Raw genomic sequence first — 17,549 nt, forward strand, 5'->3', positions numbered from 1 at the left:
CGAACCCGTGTTACCGCCGTGAAAAGGCGGTGTCTTAACCCCTTGACCAACGGACCTGAGTTTTTCAACTCTTTCTATTATACCTACTTTTTTACCTTTGTCAAGGACTTTTTTCCTCTTTACCGAAATTCTGAAAAGATTAGGGAAAGAGCCAGTTAAACTGACTCCTTCTATTTATCTTTCCAATTTGTCGCACGTTCCTCTCCCCACCAGTAAGGAATCAACTCGGCAACCTTAATTGTTTTTCTTGTTTCGTAGTCCATCATGAACTCTGCTTCTTTGTTTTCAGCATTCAATTCTAAGAGAAATTCTCTGCAAGCGCCACAGGGCATACCTGATCCTTCGCCGTAGGGAGGTTTATCTCGAAAGGCGAGGATTTTCTTAACTTTGGTTTGTCCTGAAAATTGATACATATTGAAGAGAGCCGCTCGTTCTGCACAGAGATGAAAAACGCCACAAGTGCCCTCCATACAAAATCCTGTGAAGATCTGACCATCTTCTGCTTCTACTGCAGCAACAACATGGTTAGCATAAACAAAGTCAGAAACTTCATGAGGATTGTATAAGGCTCGTGCTTCTTCATACATTTTTTCCCATGTATCCATCGGAAGTCCTTTTTATTTAGAAATCTCTTTCAGTATGTTTTCAATATGCTGGATTGACTTTTCACGTCCGAGTAAGAAAATGGTGTCTGGTAATTCTGGTCCATGCATTTCACCTGAAACGGCAATACGAATCGGCATGAAGAGGTTTTTCCCTTTGATACCTGTTTCTTTTTGAACTGCTTTGATTTGTGGGAAGATGTTTTCTGTCACAAATTCCTCATCTGTCATGGCTTCTAGTTTCGCTTTGAAGGCTTCTAGAACAACAGGAACGGTTTCTCCTGCCATGACCTCGCGCTCAGCATCTGTCAGCTCTGGGAAGTCTGAGAAGAAAAGGTCTGTCAATGGAACGATTTCATCCACTGACTTCATTTGTGGTTTGTAGAGTTCCACCAATTTTTCGGCCTTGTCAGTCAAGCGTCCTGCTTCTTCTAGGAATGGTTTTGCCATTTCAAAGATGGTTGCTAAGTCAGCTCTCTTGATGTAATCATTGCTCATCCAGTCCAGTTTCTTCTGGTCGAAGGCTGCTGGAGACTTGCTAAGGCGGTTTTCATCAAAGAGTTTAATCAATTCCTCACGAGAGAAGATTTCGTCTTCCCCACCAGGGTTCCAGCCAAGAAGGGTAATAAAGTTAAAGACTGCTTCTGGAAGATAGCCTTTTTTACGGTAGTCTTCGATAAACTGAAGGGTGTTAGTGTCCCGTTTAGACAATTTTTTACCCGTTTCAGAGTTGATGATCAAAGTCATGTGACCGAACTCTGGCGCTTCCCAACCAAGAGCCTCATAAACCATGAGCTGTTTTGGGGTGTTGGCAATATGGTCATCACCGCGGATAACATGAGAAATCTGCATATCGTGGTCATCAATAACAACAGCAAAGTTGTAAGTTGGGTAGCCATCTTTCTTTTGAATCACCCAGTCACCACCGATGTTGCCACCTTCAAACTCGATATCACCTTTGACCATATCATGCCATTTGTAGATACCAGACTCATTAACAGCCAAACGGACAGTTGGGATAATACCAGCTGCTTCACGTTCTGCGATGTAGGCAGCTTTTTCTTCTTCGCTCATACCAAGATATTCATTGATGTAACGTGGTGTTTCGCCAGCTGCTTCTTGGCGTTCACGCTCAGCCGCCAACTCTTCTTCTGTGACGTAAGATTTGTAGGCTTTTCCTTCAGCTAGCAATTGGTCGATGTATTTTTGATAGAGTTCCAAACGCTCAGACTGGCGGTAGTTTGCATGAGTTTCTGGGCTCTCATCCCAATCCATACCCAACCAGCGAAGATTTTCAAGCTGTGAACGTTCTCCATCCTCAACATGGCGTTTACGGTCAGTATCTTCGATACGAATGATAAAAGTTCCACCATGATGGCGTGCGTAAAGGTAGTTAAACAATGCTGTACGGGCATTTCCGATGTGTAGTAGTCCTGTTGGACTTGGTGCGTAGCGTACGCGGATATCTTTTGACATAGTTTCTCCTATAAAGTCTCTAGGCGTCTGCCTTTTTGCTTTCTATATTATATCACAAGTCTCGCCTGAGTCCAATGTCTACGAATAAAGAGAGTAAAAAGAGTGGGCAAGCCACTCTTTTCTTCTATTATAGACGTGCGTTAAGCTCTTTGCTCAATTCTTCAAACCCTGGTTTTCCAAGAAGGGCAAACATGTTGCGTTTGTAGGCTTCAACACCTGGTTGGTCAAATGGGTTGATGGCATTCAAGTAACCTGAAAGGGCAATTGCCAATTCGAAGAAGTAGATAGTGTAACCAAGAGTGAAAGCGTCTTGCTCTGGAAGAGTCACGTACATGTTTGGCACATCACCGTCAGTGTGGGCAAGAAGAACACCGTCAGTTGCTTTTTTGTTTACAAAGTCAACGTCTTTTCCTTGAAGGTAACCAAGTCCATCAAGGTCTTCTTCCAAAGTAGGGATAATCACGTTCTTACGTGGTTTGTCAACACGGACAACTGTTTCAAACATGATACGAGTTCCTTCTTGGATAAATTGACCCAATGAGTGCAAGTCAGTTGAGAAGTTTGCTGAAGTTGGGTAGATACCTTTTTGGTCTTTCCCTTCTGTTCAAGCACCCCTTGTGGATGCATTTGCTGGAAATTCCCTTGCACTGACTGGCTAGTTTGATTGACTTGCCAATCAACCACTGCGTCATCTATTTTTTCTAATTTAGACCCAGAAGCCTGGACTTTTTGTCCAGGCTCTGAATCAATTTTTTAGACTTTTATTTTTCTAAATTGCTTGATTTGAAATTTTATTATGGTTAAGCAGTTTCAAAAATCTGAATGGTAGAATCTTTATCAATTACTACTGCTTGGTCTGCTGCGACATGGAGTGTACCAGGAAGACTCCCCTCTTTTGAACCATCAAAAGAAATCGTGATATGGCCCAGTCCAGTTAAATTTTTTTCTACTACATTTCCCACAGAACTAATTGAATATTCCTGATTATCTACCACCAGCTTGCCGCCTTCTAGTATTGAACCTAGCAGATTTTTGTTATCAATCTTAAAACAATACTCTGCTAAATCTTCCGGCGCTTCTTCTCCAAATAAAATGAGCATATTGGCATCTTGAATCATATTCTGAGCTTCAGGTCCCACTTGAATTACTTTAGCTTCAAAAATTTTCTTCATCTAATTCCTATTTATCCTTTCTCTAATTTGTCTTAAACTTATGCTTATAGATAAGTTTAACATAATAGTTGCTTTGTTTACGTGCATCTATCAAAGGTCTATTGATAAAGACCAATACTAGCTATCCAAGCTACTAGCACCCGCGGAACACCATTGAGAAAGCGTGAATAAAGCACAGAAGGGACACCAACCTCAACTGTTTCAGACTTGGCTTCAGATAGACCGAGTGCTACAGGAATGAAATCACAACCGTTTTGAGTGTTGATAGCAAATATAGCTGGCAGAGCCATTTGGGGCGGAATATTCCCTTTTCCGATTTCGACTCCAATTAAGGTTCCGATAATCTGACTGATAACAGCTCCGGGGCCTAACAAAGGAGATAGGAATGGCAAGGAACAGATAAAGCCAATCAAAATGAGTCCCCAGATGTTCCCCGCTAGGGGAACCATTAATTTTGCCAGCCAATTTCCAACACCTGAACCTTGAATAACCCCAATCAGCAAGGAAACAAAGGCCATGAAAGGAATGATTGTGTTGAGCATTGTTTGGATGGCTTCACGAGCTGCCTGGTTGAAAGTCGCAACGACCTTCCCAGCGCCCATCCCAATTCGTGCTACAATACTTGTTTCAGCTTTTTGCTCTGTAATTTTTTTACTAGTATCGTAAGTTGGCTTTTCAGTTACCACAGTTGTCGCTTTTTCGTCTTCATTAGCAGCAGAAATTTGATTAAGGCCAACTGCTGACACATAGATTTCCTCGGTTATATATTGAGCTAGAGGCCCACTTTTCCCTGTAGCAACAATATTTATTGTAGGGATTCCCTTTTTAGGATAAATACCACAGCGAAGAGTACCGCCACAATCCACGATTGCTAAAGCAATTTCCTCATCTGGGATAGAAGTTTTAAACCCATTAACAGCTTCCATACCGGTCAAATCAGCAATTTTATCTACAATATCTGGCTTTTCTCCGCCGCCAGTAATATAGATGAATTTATGCTTAGCTTCACTAGGTGTAATGACCAAAGGTCCTCCGAAACCGCCATTTCCTTTAACAACTTTTATACTCTTATATGACATAATTTCACTCTTTCTATAAATCAAATGTTTTACTCAAGGTAACACCTTGCTGTTTTGCTACATAAGCAGTTGTAAAATCGGTTACCCAACCACCTACAAAGTTCATGACAAGCCCAACAAGCATGTAACGAATGGCTAAGTCCATTTGACTTAAACCTAAAGTTTGAATTCCTGTCGCAATTCCCATCCATACAAATAATTCCCCAGGATTGATATGTGGAAATACACCATTTGAAGTATGGCAAAACTGCATCTGAGCTGCTACAAAACTAGGTTTATAATATTCTGGTAAGAAACGTCCCATACTGATTGCCATCGGATTTCCCAGCATAAAAGCTGAAATGAAAGGTAAAATCATATACCGGCTAACAGGATTTTTGGCAGAAATCTTAGCCAAGGAATTGACCTTCTCTTCTCCCAAGAAAGCGATAAGGGTATTCATTGCAATCAATAGCATCAAGACAAGAGGTACAATATTTGTCATCCAGCTAATAAAGGTTTCTCCACCTAATTGGAAGAGTTTCATAAAACTCTCTGCAAATTCTGTAATGTGATTCATAAGGAACTCCTTTTCTTATTTTTTTTAAATAACTGTTTAATAGATAATTGTAAGTAATTCGTATAAAAGCCGAATCCCAGAAAAGAATCAGAAGAACTTGTCTCTTTCTCAATACCTGCCTCATGCCAAAGATAGACTTTTCTAGCATCTTCTATGACTGATTGCATCAACTTATTTTCTTTTCTCACAAGAGGATTATACTTGTCAAAATAATGGATGTCTTCTCCGACATAATCATCCATATTTTGAAAACGCGCTAAGATTGTTACTCCTTGCATTTTGCTAGCTTTAAGAACCCGACCGTTTTCATCAACCGCGAACATGACAATCGTACCGGATTTTATTCTTCCGGACTTCCTGCCAATCGCTACGCGCCCCAGTTTTCGGAGCATCGTATAGGTCTTATTGAAGTCTTTGAGTTGCTGCCAGCCGAGGAACATTTGAAATATATAAGCTGCCATGACAAACACAGCGAAAATTATTAGCGAATTCATTAAAATACTCCTTTGCTCTTAGAAAATGATAGAAACTCTGTCTCTGTTTCTACAGCCCTCAATGCTTCTTTTAGAGAAGGCTCTCCTGCAATTCGAAAAATATCGTCATACAATTCCAGCAATTCACTTTCCATTTTTCTTTCAATTTCTGAGGGTATGGCGACTAGAAAGATAAATTCAATCCATTCATCTCCTTTTTGATAAGGCTCTTCTAGTTTTCCGAACATTAAAATAGTCTTTGCATAACCCTGGTTAATTGTATGGGGGAAGGCAATTCCTCCACCAAAAATGGTTGATTGCTTTTTCTCCCTATCAATTATCCGATTTCTAAAACCTTCATCAATCATCTGAAGTTTCTCTAACTCTGCAACCATATTTAGCAAGTATTGCTGATAGGTTTTTTGGGGGCTCAACCGAAGAAAACGTAAGCTGACTGTTTCTAGATTTTTTTGATGAAAAGCATTGGCCCTCTGCCATTCTTCCTGCAGCCATTGATCATCAAAAAGATGATTAACTTGAATGACTGGAGATTTAGAATCTTTATATTTTAGAGGAACTGTCGTAAAAATCGCGAAATAGTCCTGATTCAAATCCACATTAAAATCCTCTTCAGAATACTGAGTAATGTCTACATCATTTCCAAGGACTCGTCTGAGTTGCTGAATAATCATCGTAGCAGTTCCTCTTCCTGTTGTGCAAACTACAGCTATCTGCTTGCGAGAACCCTTTACAGCAGAATTTTGCTTTCTTAAAATCATTTCAAAATACAAAGCCAGATATCCGATTTCAGATAATTCCAATTCAGAACCAAAAATTGCAGATAGTTCTTCTCCAGCTATTTTTGCCATTTCAAAAGCAAAAGGATATTGAGTTTGAACCTCGCCATGAAATATATCATTAGCTTGCACATGGAAAATCAGTCGATTGATTAAGGGGCCTAGATGAGATTTGATTTCTTCAAATAATTCTTCATCATCAAAGTGAACCAACATTGTTTCTTTGACTTTCTTGACAATCCCTTGAAAAATCTTTGCAAGCTGTTCAGATTGATAAGATGTCTTGCTTAAAGTGTCAATAAAACGGACATTAAACGGAAAACACAAAAAGTCTATCTCAAACTGACTGAGGGAAATCTTATAAGTCATTTCAATATGATAGATTAATTTCTCAGCTAAAGGTGTCTCTGTTAAATCATTCCTATAGTAAGGAATAGGACAATTCAACACTCTAGATGTATGAATACGCTCCACCATAATTGAAATGGTCTTTCGAAGGAGTTCCTGTGTTTCTTTAGGGATTTTATAGTCCTGGACTAGCGTCTCCAGAAAAGAAGATGTTGCCTCAGTGAGTGTCCTTCCTTCAAAGTAAGGAGCCACTTGGTGAATATAGAGCAAGCGCAAATTCAGCTCGCTCCCCAAGACCTCCAGCCCACGGTTGGGCTTTCCTGAAATAGTGATAGAGTAACTCTCTGCCAAAGATTTTACTTGTTTTAAATCCTTATTAAGGGTACTTCTACTAACACCTACTTCCTCAGCCAAGTCGTCAATAAGAAGAGGGGAGGTTGACTCAATTAAACGTTTTAGCAAATAGGCAATTCTTTTACTGGAAGAATTGAAGTCACTCTCCTGTTTTAAACTACCAGATAAAATCCTTTCCAACTCTGTATAGTCATACACTTCTAACATTAACTGATCATCTTGTGCGATAATCTGGATATTAGGAGCCAAAACATCATTTAATTGTTGGATACTCTTTTGCAAGGTTTGCAAGCTAATATCCAGTTCTGAGCGCATATCTACCAAGGAATAAGTTGGCTGCGAGACCATTTTATCTAAAATATTATACCACCGATTTACTAAGGTCAACTCTCTTCCCTACCTTCATTGTTTTAACCGCGAGTTTTACCTCCGGCAATATTTGTAGTGACACCTGTTATATAGCTAGAACGGTCTGAAATATAGAACGCTACAAGATCAGCTACTTCCCGTAGTTTCCCACTCCGTCCCAATGGAGTCGTTGAAGTTGAAGCATAACCAGCTCGAATATCTTCTACCGTCTTTCCACGGGTATAAGCAAGAGCTTCCTCGTAAGAAAGAGTTCGAAGACCCGTAGCTTCCATAATTCCTGGAGCAATTCCAACCACACGTACACCATGCTTACCCAGCTCTTTCGCCCATGAACGAGTGTAACTATAGACTGCTGCTTTTGTTGCAGCATAGGCACTTTGTCCTTCAGAACCTTCCAAGCCTGCTTCTGAAGCCATGTTCACAATTACACCTTTTCCATTTTTCACTAAAATACGTCCTACTGCCTGACTAACCAAATACAAACCTTTTTGATTAATCATTGTTACTTTTTCAAACGTTTCATCGTCTAACTCGTAAGGACCTTTAGGATTTTCTGCATCAATTAATAATCTGGGAACATTAATCCCTGCATTATTGACTACCGCATCAATATTGCCAAATCTTTCAACTATTTTGGCAACACCCTCTTCTACTTCAGAGCGAGAAGTTACATCAACTTTTACAAATAATAGATTCGGGTGACGCAAATCGTTGTCGCTAAGATCAAAATTCGCTACATTGACTCCTAATTCCAGCAATTCTTCAACGATTGCCTTACCGATCCCAGATGACGCGCCAGTCACAAGAACTGTTTTGCCTTTTATGTTTAACCAATCATTCATTTTGATACCTCTCAAATTTTATTTACAAGGCAATTATACAGCGCTTTCATAAAAGAATTAAGACACTCTTTTTTACACTTTTAAAAAAAATAATAAACTAATTAAGAGGCTTGTACTAAAAATCCACAAGAAATGAACTTGTGGATCTTTTTATATTCTAAATGAACTCAAAGCATATGAGAATCAAAGGCGTGCATTCAACTCAGCACCCAGCTCTTCAAAGCCTGGTTTCCCAAGAAGAGCAAACATGTTTTTCTTATAAGCTTCAACTCCAGGCTGGTCAAATGGATTGATACCATTCAGGTAGCCAGAAAGAGCAATAGCCAACTCAAAGAAGTAAATAGTGTAGCCCAAAGTGAACTCATCTTGCTCAGGCAGTGTCACAAACATATTTGGAACTCCACCATCAGTGTGTGCTAACAGCACTCCATCTGTAGCTTTTTTATTGACAAAGTCAACATCTTTTCCTTGCAAGTAGCCAAGACCGTCCAAGTCTTCTGCCAATTCAGGAATCAGCACATTTTTGCGAGGTTTATCTACACGGATAACTGTTTCAAAGAGGATACGGGTACCTTCCTGGATAAATTGTCCCAGAGAGTGCAAGTCTGTTGAGAAGTTAGCTGAAGTTGGATAAATCCCTTTTTGGTCTTTCCCTTCTGACTCACCAGCCAGTTGCTTCCACCACTCAGAGAAGTATTGCAGAGATGGTTCATAGTTAGCTAGAACTTCTGTCAGATAACCTTTACGGTACAAGATATTGCGTACAACTGCATATTGATATGCTTCATTTTCAGCCAACTTATCAGAAGCATAAGCCTTGCGAGCAGCATTTGCTCCTTCCATTAACTTGCTGATATCAGCTCCTGCAGCTGCGATTGGCAAGAGCCCCACTGCTGTCAATACTGTAAAACGACCACCTACACTATCAGGCACTACAAAAGTATCCCAGCCATTAGCATCTGCTTCAACCTTAACTGCACCTTTAGCGCGGTCTGTAGTTGCGTAGATACGTTGGTTAGCTTCTTCTTGACCGTACTTCTTAACCAAGAGTTCTTTGAAGACACGGAAAGCAATAGCCGGTTCAGTTGTTGTACCTGATTTAGAAATCACGTTTACTGAGAAATCTTTGTCTGATACATAGTCTACCAAATCAGCCAAATAGCTTGAAGAGATAGAGTTTCCAGCATAGAGGATCTGAGGTGCCTTGCGTTCTTCCTTTCTTTGCAAGTTTACAAATGAATTATTCAAGAAATCAATAGCTGCACGAGCTCCTAAATAGGAACCACCAATACCGATTACGATCAATACCTCACTATCAGATTGGATTTTAGCAGCAGCCTTTTGAATACGAGCAAATTCATCTTTGTCATATTCTTCAGGTAAGTTCAACCAGCCAGTCATTTCTGCCCCAGGACCTGTACCATTTCTCAGAGCAGAATCTGCTGCAGTCACTTGAGGCTGCATATAATCTAGTTCATGTGGTGCAACAAATTTATCTAATACTTTTGAATAATCAAATTTAATATGTGACATAATATTCCTCCAAAATTTCTTCTCTTCTATCATAACCCTTACCTTAGATTTTTTCAAGTTTTTATACTGAATTTTTCCAAATTTTATCATAATTTAAACATTTGCGTAAAAAATGTTACAATATTAAAATTTGAACGAAATAAGACAAAAAAACGACTAGGTTTCCAGTCGTTACAATTCATTCAATAAATACTCAAATAATTCTAAGTTGCCATCCTCTTTATTGACCAAAAATTCTGGATGCCACTGCAAACCAATGATACGATGCTCGTCGATAGACTCAATCGCTTCGATGGTCTGGTCTCGAGGATCCACCGCTGTCACACGGAAATTAGGCGCCAGATCTTTAATACTTTGACGATGGACTGAGTTGACCTGACTTTCTTTGCCAAACAACTTAGCCACCACGCTTCCTTCCACTGTCTCAATAGAATGAGATGTTCCAAAAGGCAAGCCTTGCCAGTGACCCTCAATTTCTTGGTGGAGGGTGCCGCCAAAAGCAACATTGACCAGCTGAACCCCACGACAGATTGCCATAATTGGCTTATTCTGATGGAGTGCTTCTCTTAAGAGTGCCAATTCAAATTCATCACGAGCAAGGTTGTAATCATCGCTCTCGATGGTTTTTTTCTCTCCATAAAACTGAGGATGGACATTTTGCCCACCTGTCAAGATCAGTTTGTCAATCATTTCCACATAATCGCGAACAACGGACTCATCACCAACAGGAATCACTAAAGGGAGACCGCCGACCTGACGAATGCTCTCTGCAAATTTACAGGATACAGATGAGTGGATGTTTTTCCCTTCTGCATCTACAGGACATAGATTCGCAGCAACTCCTACAACCGTTCTAGCCATGATGTGTCTCCTTTCGATTTTCTTGCGACAGTCTTATCTTATCACTCCAACCCTTTCCTGTCTAATATGTTTTTTTAAAGACCGTGATAAGTATTTTTTATGGATAAGAAAAAGCTGCCCAACGAGGACAACTTCTTTTTTATTCGAAGACAAATTGATTGTGATACAGTTCTGAGTAGAAGCCACCAAGCTTGAGCAACTCGTGATGATTTCCACGTTCAATGACCTCCCCATCTTTGAGGACAATAATCTGATCGGCATTGAGGATGGTCTTGAGACGATGGGCAATGACAAAACTGGTTCGACCTGCTACAACTGCCTCCATGGCATGTTGAATCTTGCTTTCTGTTACGGTATCCACATTGGAAGTCGCTTCATCTAAGATTAGGACTTGGGGATCTGTCATCAAGGTCCGGGCGATGGAAATCAATTGTTTCTGACCAGTTGAGAAGATGTTTTGCTCATCATCAATAAGGGTATCATACTTGTCAGGCAAGCTTTCAATGTAGTCATGAATATGAGTTGCCTTGGCAGCTGCTTCGACCATTTCCTGACTGGCATCTGGCACACCAAAGCGGATATTGTCCCGGATCGTTCCACTAAACAAGACCGAATCCTGCAAGACAATACCGACCTTACTCCGCAGGCTGTCCAAGTCGTAGTCACGAATGTCTTTGCCATCAAAGCAAATGCTGCCTGCATCCACATCGTAGAAACGATTGATGAGGTTCATGATGGTCGTTTTCCCTGAGCCAGTCGGACCGACAACTGCTATCATCTGCCCCTTAGGAGCTGAAATGCTAACATCTTTTAAAATCGGCTTGTCTGGCACATAAGAGAAATCAATGTGACTGATTTCAACGCCTTCTCGCAATTCCGTAAAGGCAGGGGCATTTTGCGGACGAATCTCTTCTTCTGCATCGAACATTTCTTGGATACGATCCGCCCCAGTAAAGGCCAACTGGAGGCTCCCCCAACTCGCAGCCACCTGGATAATCGGCTGGTAGTACTGCTGAGAAAATTGGGTAAACATGACAATCAAACCTAGGGCTGTTGTTGTTTCGATACTTGGATCGTTCAGCAGGACCGCAGAACCAGCAAAAATGACGATGGCCGTATTGACCAAGCTCATCCCATTCATAACTGGAAAGAGGATGCCTGAGAACATTCTCCCTTTAAAAGTTGCCTTGCGCACGCGCTCATTTTGCTCCACAAAGCCTGCTACGATATCATCTTGAATTCCTTGTACGATAACAGCTTTCTGTCCAGAAATACTCTCGTCCATGTAGGCGTTTAGTTTCCCAACCTCTTTTTGCTGGAGATTAGTGTACTTGCGGGCCATTTTCACGATGAAGACCAACATGAGAAAGGCCACTGGAGTACTGGCTACTGTTATCAGGGCTAGCGTCACATTTCTTGAAAACATGACAAAAATCAAACCGATGTAAAGAGCAATATTGCTCATGACCTGAACTAGGCTTTCATTGAAGGCTTGAAGGATGTTATCCAAGTCACTCGTAAAGCGAGAGAGGATGTCACCATCCTGATGGCGGTCAAAGAAAGAAACCGTTAAACGAGAAAGTTTGCCAAAGAGGCCCTTACGCATCTCATTTGTTGACTCAGCAATCACACGGGTCATCAAGGTCATGTAAATCAAACTGGATACCACTAAGGCGAGGACAACCAGAGCTAGATTCAGCATCAGAGCTGATAAACTCTGCCAGGCTAGTTCGGAAGTTCCATTTTGATAAGCCAGAACTAGGTTAGCGAGTTCCGTCACTGCTTGACCTGAAAAAACTGGAAAGAGGGCTTGGGCAATCGTCGCAACTGCAACCATCAGAACCACAATGACAAAGGAGAACTTGTAAACTTTAAAATAATTCCAGAAAAATCGAACAGTTTTCATTTTATTCCTCCTTTCCCTTTTGTGTTTCGTAGATTTCGCGGTAGACGGCATTGTTAGCTACCAAGTCTGCATGCCTTCCTTCTCCAATCAAGCGTCCTTGGTCCAAGACCAAAATCTTGTCCGCATGGACGACTGAACTGATCTTTTGAGCGATGATAATGGTTGTTGTCCCTTTCAGGTCTTTGTTTAAAGCTTCCTGCACGAGTCTCTCTGACTTGGCATCCAAGGCCGAAGTCGAATCGTCAAAAATCAGGATACGGGGATTGCTGACAATCCCACGGGCAATGGACATCCGTTGTTTTTGTCCACCAGAAAAATTGGTGCCTCGTTCTTCGACCTGACTCTCAAATTTGTTTTCCATGCGTCCGATAAATTCGCTGGCTTGGGCAATCCGTGCTGCACGTTCCATTTCTGACACGCTGGCATTGCCTTTTCCTTGACGAAGATTATCTGCAATGGTCCCGCTAAAGAGAATAGCACGTTGCAAGACAATGGAAACTGTTTTACGCAAAGTTCCCTCGCTAACGTCTCGAATATCCTTGCCACCAATCTTGATAGATCCCTCCTGTGGATCAAAAAGTCGTGGAATTAACTGAGCTAGAGTGGACTTCCCTGCTCCAGTAGCCCCAACCACACCCACCATCTGACCAGGCGCAACATCAAAGGTTACATTCTTCAGCATAGGCTCGTCATCATTGGGATAGGTAAAGGTCACATTTTCAAAAGAGAGACTTCCTTCTAACTCTTCATCTGGGAGATCTTTAAAGATCATCGCTGGCTCAGTATCTAGAATTTCGCGGATACGACGCAAAGAAATCATGGCACGGCTGACAGAATTTCCTAAAAATCCAACCATGATGATGGTAAAGATAATCTGGCTGAGATAGTTGACAAATGAAGCAATAGAGCCCACTACAGACGGATCTGACTGAGCCATTCCAGCCACCAACCAGATAGAGAGGAAGACCGCTCCATAGCCGACTAGCATCATAACGGGTTCTATAACTGAGAAGGCATAACCGATATAAAGATTTTGGCCGAGAAGTTCATCAGAAACATCGGTAAATTTGTCAAATTGTGCTTTTTCTTGTACAAAGGATTTGACCACGCGCACACCACGTAAATTTTCTTTGGCGATAGCATTAATCCGTTCAAGAAGGGTTTGAAACTTAGCAAATCGTGGCCCCATCATCCCCATCATGATAGCAGTTAGTGCAAAGATCAAGAGCACCATGAGAACAATCACCCACCAAAGTGATGGAAGAGTGTGAACCGCCAAAATAAAGGAACCGATAAAGAGAAGAGGGAGACGGAAAAGAATTTGAAAAGCCATCATCACCACGTTCTGAATTTGGTTGATATCATTGGTCATACGGACGACAAGGTTACCCGCATTGAATTGCTCGATATTAGCATAAGAAAAAGTCTGGATCTTGCGAAAAGCGTCTTCACGAAGGTCCGAAGACACTCCTTGGGCAATATAGGCTGCAAGTGTCACATTGACCCCTCCTGCCACCAGACCGACTAGGGCTACTCCTATCAGCCATGCACCAATACTATAAATAGCCTCATGTTGACCAGCCAACAATGCCTCTAACACCTCTTGCAAATAGCGCGGTTGCAAGAGCGAGCTCGCAACCATCAAGCCTGTCATCATCAGAGATGCCAAGGCCTGCCATTTATAGGTTTTTATTTTTTTAATGAGCATAATTCCTCCTAATAAAATAGATAAAGGGAGCGACATCCTGCGTCAGCTCCTTCTCATTCGTTCATATTGATGTTATTCTAGCAAAAAAGAGAACTCTTGTCAAAAAAGTCTACTTATTATAAAATAATACGCTTTCACCCACAGCAGATGCATGAAAAGGCTTTTTATGGTAAAATGAAAGGAAGAACTCTTACAAGGAGGAAAAGATGAAGAAACAAACCATCGCTGTCTTGGGTCCTGGTTCTTGGGGAACTGCCCTTTCGCAGGTCCTAAACGACAATGGACACGAAGTTCGCATTTGGGGAAATGTCCCTGAACAAATCGATGAAATTAATAACCAGCATACAAACAAACGCTATTTCAAAGATATCCTACTCGACGAAAAAATCAAAGCCTATCATGATTTGGAAGAAACACTAAAGGATGTGGATGCTGTTTTATTTGTGGTCCCAACAAAAGTAACAAGACTGGTTGCCCAACAAGTAGCAAAGGTGCTCGATCACAAGGTTGTCATCATGCATGCCTCCAAAGGCTTGGAACCAGATAGCCACAAACGCCTCTCAACCATTCTTGAAGAGGAAATTCCAGCTGACCTCCGTAGTGAAGTCGTTGTTGTTTCAGGACCTAGCCATGCTGAGGAAACGATTGTACGGGATATTACCTTGATCACTGCAGCCTCTAAAGATCTTGAAACTGCTCAGTACGTCCAAAATCTCTTTAGCAATCACTACTTCCGTCTCTATACTAATACGGATGTTATCGGAGTTGAAACCGCTGGTGCTCTCAAAAACATCATTGCAGTTGGTGCTGGGGCACTACATGGTCTAGGGTTTGGCGACAATGCCAAGGCGGCTATCATTGCCCGTGGCTTAGCTGAAATCACCCGTCTAGGGGTCGCTCTTGGAGCTAATCCTCTGACTTATAGCGGCCTTTCTGGAGTTGGAGATTTGATTGTAACGGGGACATCTGTCCACTCTCGTAACTGGAGGGCCGGTGATGCTCTCGGTCGTGGAGAATCCCTCGCAGACATCGAAGCAAACATGGGTATGGTCATCGAAGGCATTTCAACAACTCGAGCAGCTTACGAGCTGGCTCAGGAATTGGATGTCTACATGCCAATCACACAGGCTATTTACCGAGTTATCTACGAAGGTGTCAATATCAAAGAAGCAATCACTGACATCATGAGCAATGAATTTAAAGCAGAAAACGAATGGTCATAGACCTTTATAGAAAGGAACATCATGAAACAAAAAGTCAGAAAAGCAGTCATCCCAGCCGCTGGATTGGGAACTCGCTTCCTCCCAGCAACTAAGGCCTTGGCCAAGGAAATGTTGCCAATCGTAGACAAGCCCACTATCCAGTTTATCGTTGAAGAAGCTCTCAAATCTGGTATCGAAGATATCTTGGTTGTTACTGGTAAGTCAAAACGTTCTATCGAGGACCACTTCGATTCAAACTTCGAATTGGAATACAACCTCAAAGAAAAAGGGAAAACAGATCTTCTGAAGCTAGTTGATGAAACAACCGGCATGCGCCTGCATTTTATCCGCCAAACGCATCCACGTGGTCTCGGAGATGCTGTCTTGCAAGCCAAAGCTTTCGTCGGAAATGAACCTTTTGTCGTTATGCTTGGTGATGACTTGATGGATATCACGAACGAAAAGGCTGTTCCACTTACCAAACAACTCATGGATGACTACGAGCGTACCCACGCGTCTACTATCGCTGTCATGCCAGTCCCTCACGACGAAGTCTCTGCTTACGGGGTTATTGCCCCGCAAGGGGAAGGAAAAGACGGCCTTTACAGCGTTGAAACCTTCGTTGAAAAACCTGCACCAGAGGATGCTCCTAGCGACCTTGCTATCATCGGACGCTACCTCCTCACTCCTGAAATTTTCCAAATCCTCGAAAACCAAGCTCCAGGTGCAGGCAATGAAATTCAGCTGACAGATGCAATCGATACCCTCAATAAAACACAACGTGTGTTTGCTCGTGAGTTCAAGGGGGCTCGTTACGATGTCGGGGACAAGTTTGGCTTTATGAAAACATCCATCGACTACGCTCTCAAACACCCACAAGTTAAAGACGACTTGAAAGACTACCTCATCCAACTTGGGAAAGAGTTAGCTGAGGGGGAATAGAAGAAAAACAAAGCTCTTAAATAAGGGCTTTGTTTTTTTGTTGAAGCTTGCAATAAAAAAAGCCATCTTTGCAGATGACTTATTAGCAACCGAATCGGTGCTCGCTTTTAACTATTCCCCCCTACACATAGTTCATTCCCTTATAGCAAAGGAAAATGGCTAGTGCGATAAAAAGTACAGTTGCTCCGATTCGCTGGCTAGTACTGTACATCCTTCTCTCCCATTTGACTGGGAAGATGACTGCTAGAAAGGCACCGCCTACTGCACCGCCAATATGCCCTGCTAGGCTGATTCCTGGAATCAGAACACTTCCAATGATATTTATCACGAAAAGCGTCAGGTAGGATTGCCCCAACTGCTGGATATAGGGGCTGCGAGTCGCGTAGCGCAAAACGATAATCGCAGCAAATAGCCCGTATAGGGAAGTGGATGCCCCAGCAGCGACAACTTTCGGTGTGAAAGCAAAAACAAAGAGATTGCCCATCATTCCAGATAATAGATAGAGAAAGAAGAACTGCTTAGAACCGAAAATCTCCTCCACCTGTCGTCCAAGAAAGTAGAGCGAAATCATATTGACAATGAAATGCTCCCATCCGATATGCACAAATATAGCCGAAAAAAGGCGCCAAATCTGCTCAGGGAACAGGCGAATGATCGCTCCATACATGGCTCCAAACTGAAGCAAGGTATCTGCTCGTTCAAAATTTAAACCTGTAAGAACCAACATCAAGAGAAAGACCAATGCGGTTACTAGGAGGAAGAAACTAGTCACAGGATAACGTTTATCAAAGATTTCCTTCATAGATTAGCACCTCCTGGACGGGAATATCATGATTTTCCGAGTTAAACTCCTGAACTTGACAAGGATAGATTGTACTCATGGTATGCCCAGCAAAATGTTCTAGATAGCGGTCGTAGTATCCTCCACCATATCCGATCCGATAGCCCTCTGTTGTAAAAGCCAAGCCCGGAACATGAATTAAATCAATCTGAGACGGTTCCACCACTTCCAAGTCTCCTTGCGGTTCCAGTAAACCAAAGGAAGTTTTTGCCAACTGCTGCGGATGATAGACCACAAATTCCATGCGCCCCTTGGGATAGGTTTTGGGTATCAGAACCTTTTTGTCGTCCTTCAGCGCCTGCTCAATCAGTTCTTGCGTTTGAAATTCATGAGGGAAGGAGAGATAGGTTGCGATGGTCTTGGCTTCTTGGTAAAAGGGATGCTTTAAAAATCGCTCAGTTAAAGCTCGATCCATAGCCTGTTTTTGTTCCTGAGATAGAGTCTTCATTTCTTGCAAGACTTGCTTGCGTAGTTCTGCTTTCATA

The 17,549-nt window shown here is 42.0% G+C and carries 16 protein-coding genes and 1 pseudogene; 2 read left to right on the top strand and 15 right to left on the bottom strand.

The window, feature by feature from the left end:
• Positions 1–170: 170 nt before the first annotated feature.
• The 13 genes and pseudogenes from ADM50_RS05845 to ADM50_RS05905 form a co-directional block, all read right to left on the bottom strand.
• On the bottom strand, positions 171–605 hold the full coding sequence (locus ADM50_RS05845) for a cytidine deaminase family protein (protein ID WP_000382000.1): 435 nt from the start codon (positions 603–605) through the stop codon (positions 171–173).
• A 12-nt stretch (positions 606–617) separates the two neighbouring features.
• Entirely contained in the window at positions 618–2,078 is a 1,461-nt protein-coding gene (gene gltX / locus ADM50_RS05850; protein WP_049484833.1) for a glutamate--tRNA ligase, read from the bottom strand.
• A gap of 127 nt (positions 2,079–2,205) precedes the next feature.
• Positions 2,206–2,682, bottom strand: a pseudogene (pgi, locus tag ADM50_RS05855) (glucose-6-phosphate isomerase); the annotation flags it as partial.
• 196 nt (positions 2,683–2,878) lie between these two features.
• On the bottom strand, positions 2,879–3,250 hold the full coding sequence (locus tag ADM50_RS05860) for a PTS glucitol/sorbitol transporter subunit IIA (protein WP_049484834.1): 372 nt from the start codon (positions 3,248–3,250) through the stop codon (positions 2,879–2,881).
• A gap of 98 nt (positions 3,251–3,348) precedes the next feature.
• Entirely contained in the window at positions 3,349–4,329 is a 981-nt protein-coding gene (gene srlE, locus ADM50_RS05865) for a PTS glucitol/sorbitol transporter subunit IIB (RefSeq protein WP_009660130.1), read from the bottom strand.
• Positions 4,330–4,342: 13 nt separating this feature from the next.
• Positions 4,343–4,888: a PTS glucitol/sorbitol transporter subunit IIC gene (gene srlA / locus ADM50_RS05870; protein ID WP_049484835.1), complete on the bottom strand. Its 546-nt coding sequence runs from the start codon at positions 4,886–4,888 to the stop codon at positions 4,343–4,345.
• Complete coding sequence (locus ADM50_RS05875) at positions 4,885–5,382, bottom strand: transcriptional regulator GutM (RefSeq protein ID WP_002902102.1); 498 nt, start codon at positions 5,380–5,382, stop codon at positions 4,885–4,887. Before ADM50_RS05875 ends, srlA begins: the two co-directional genes overlap by 4 nt.
• Positions 5,382–7,208: a BglG family transcription antiterminator gene (locus ADM50_RS05880; RefSeq protein WP_002902101.1), complete on the bottom strand. Its 1,827-nt coding sequence runs from the start codon at positions 7,206–7,208 to the stop codon at positions 5,382–5,384. Before ADM50_RS05880 ends, ADM50_RS05875 begins: the two co-directional genes overlap by 1 nt.
• Positions 7,209–7,270: 62 nt before the next feature.
• Positions 7,271–8,071: an SDR family oxidoreductase gene (locus ADM50_RS05885; RefSeq protein WP_038804195.1), complete on the bottom strand. Its 801-nt coding sequence runs from the start codon at positions 8,069–8,071 to the stop codon at positions 7,271–7,273.
• Between the two features lie 183 nt (positions 8,072–8,254).
• Positions 8,255–9,604: a glucose-6-phosphate isomerase gene (locus ADM50_RS05890; protein WP_000018239.1), complete on the bottom strand. Its 1,350-nt coding sequence runs from the start codon at positions 9,602–9,604 to the stop codon at positions 8,255–8,257.
• 171 nt (positions 9,605–9,775) lie between these two features.
• A complete protein-coding gene (locus ADM50_RS05895; protein ID WP_049484836.1) occupies positions 9,776–10,465 on the bottom strand; it encodes a gamma-glutamyl-gamma-aminobutyrate hydrolase family protein in 690 nt (229 codons plus the stop codon).
• A gap of 139 nt (positions 10,466–10,604) precedes the next feature.
• Positions 10,605–12,371, bottom strand: coding sequence for an ABC transporter ATP-binding protein (locus ADM50_RS05900; RefSeq protein WP_049484837.1), 1,767 nt, complete (start codon positions 12,369–12,371; stop codon positions 10,605–10,607).
• Position 12,372: 1 nt separating this feature from the next.
• The gene (locus ADM50_RS05905) at positions 12,373–14,079 is read right to left on the bottom strand and encodes an ABC transporter ATP-binding protein (RefSeq protein WP_049484838.1); all 1,707 of its coding nucleotides are present in this window, start codon (positions 14,077–14,079) and stop codon (positions 12,373–12,375) included.
• A gap of 206 nt (positions 14,080–14,285) precedes the next feature.
• Between ADM50_RS05905 and ADM50_RS05910 the strand changes: the two genes are divergently transcribed.
• A complete protein-coding gene (locus ADM50_RS05910) occupies positions 14,286–15,302 on the top strand; it encodes an NAD(P)H-dependent glycerol-3-phosphate dehydrogenase (protein WP_049484839.1) in 1,017 nt (338 codons plus the stop codon).
• A gap of 21 nt (positions 15,303–15,323) precedes the next feature.
• Positions 15,324–16,223 carry a UTP--glucose-1-phosphate uridylyltransferase GalU gene (gene galU, locus ADM50_RS05915; protein WP_000811028.1) on the top strand — a complete coding sequence of 300 codons (900 nt, stop codon included), beginning with the start codon at positions 15,324–15,326 and terminating at the stop codon, positions 16,221–16,223.
• A 121-nt stretch (positions 16,224–16,344) separates the two neighbouring features.
• On the opposite strand, the gene ADM50_RS05920 is transcribed toward galU, so the two are convergent.
• Both ADM50_RS05920 and ADM50_RS05925 read right to left on the bottom strand, forming a co-directional pair.
• Positions 16,345–17,025, bottom strand: a complete 681-nt coding sequence (locus ADM50_RS05920; RefSeq protein ID WP_049484840.1) for a rhomboid family intramembrane serine protease — start codon at positions 17,023–17,025, stop codon at positions 16,345–16,347.
• The gene (locus ADM50_RS05925; protein ID WP_049484841.1) at positions 17,009–17,548 is read right to left on the bottom strand and encodes a 5-formyltetrahydrofolate cyclo-ligase; all 540 of its coding nucleotides are present in this window, start codon (positions 17,546–17,548) and stop codon (positions 17,009–17,011) included. Before ADM50_RS05925 ends, ADM50_RS05920 begins: the two co-directional genes overlap by 17 nt.
• Position 17,549 lies beyond the last annotated feature (1 nt).

This window comes from Streptococcus oralis (genome assembly GCF_001075675.1).
In the GTDB taxonomy this organism is placed as follows: Bacteria; Bacillota; Bacilli; order Lactobacillales; family Streptococcaceae; genus Streptococcus; species Streptococcus oralis_V.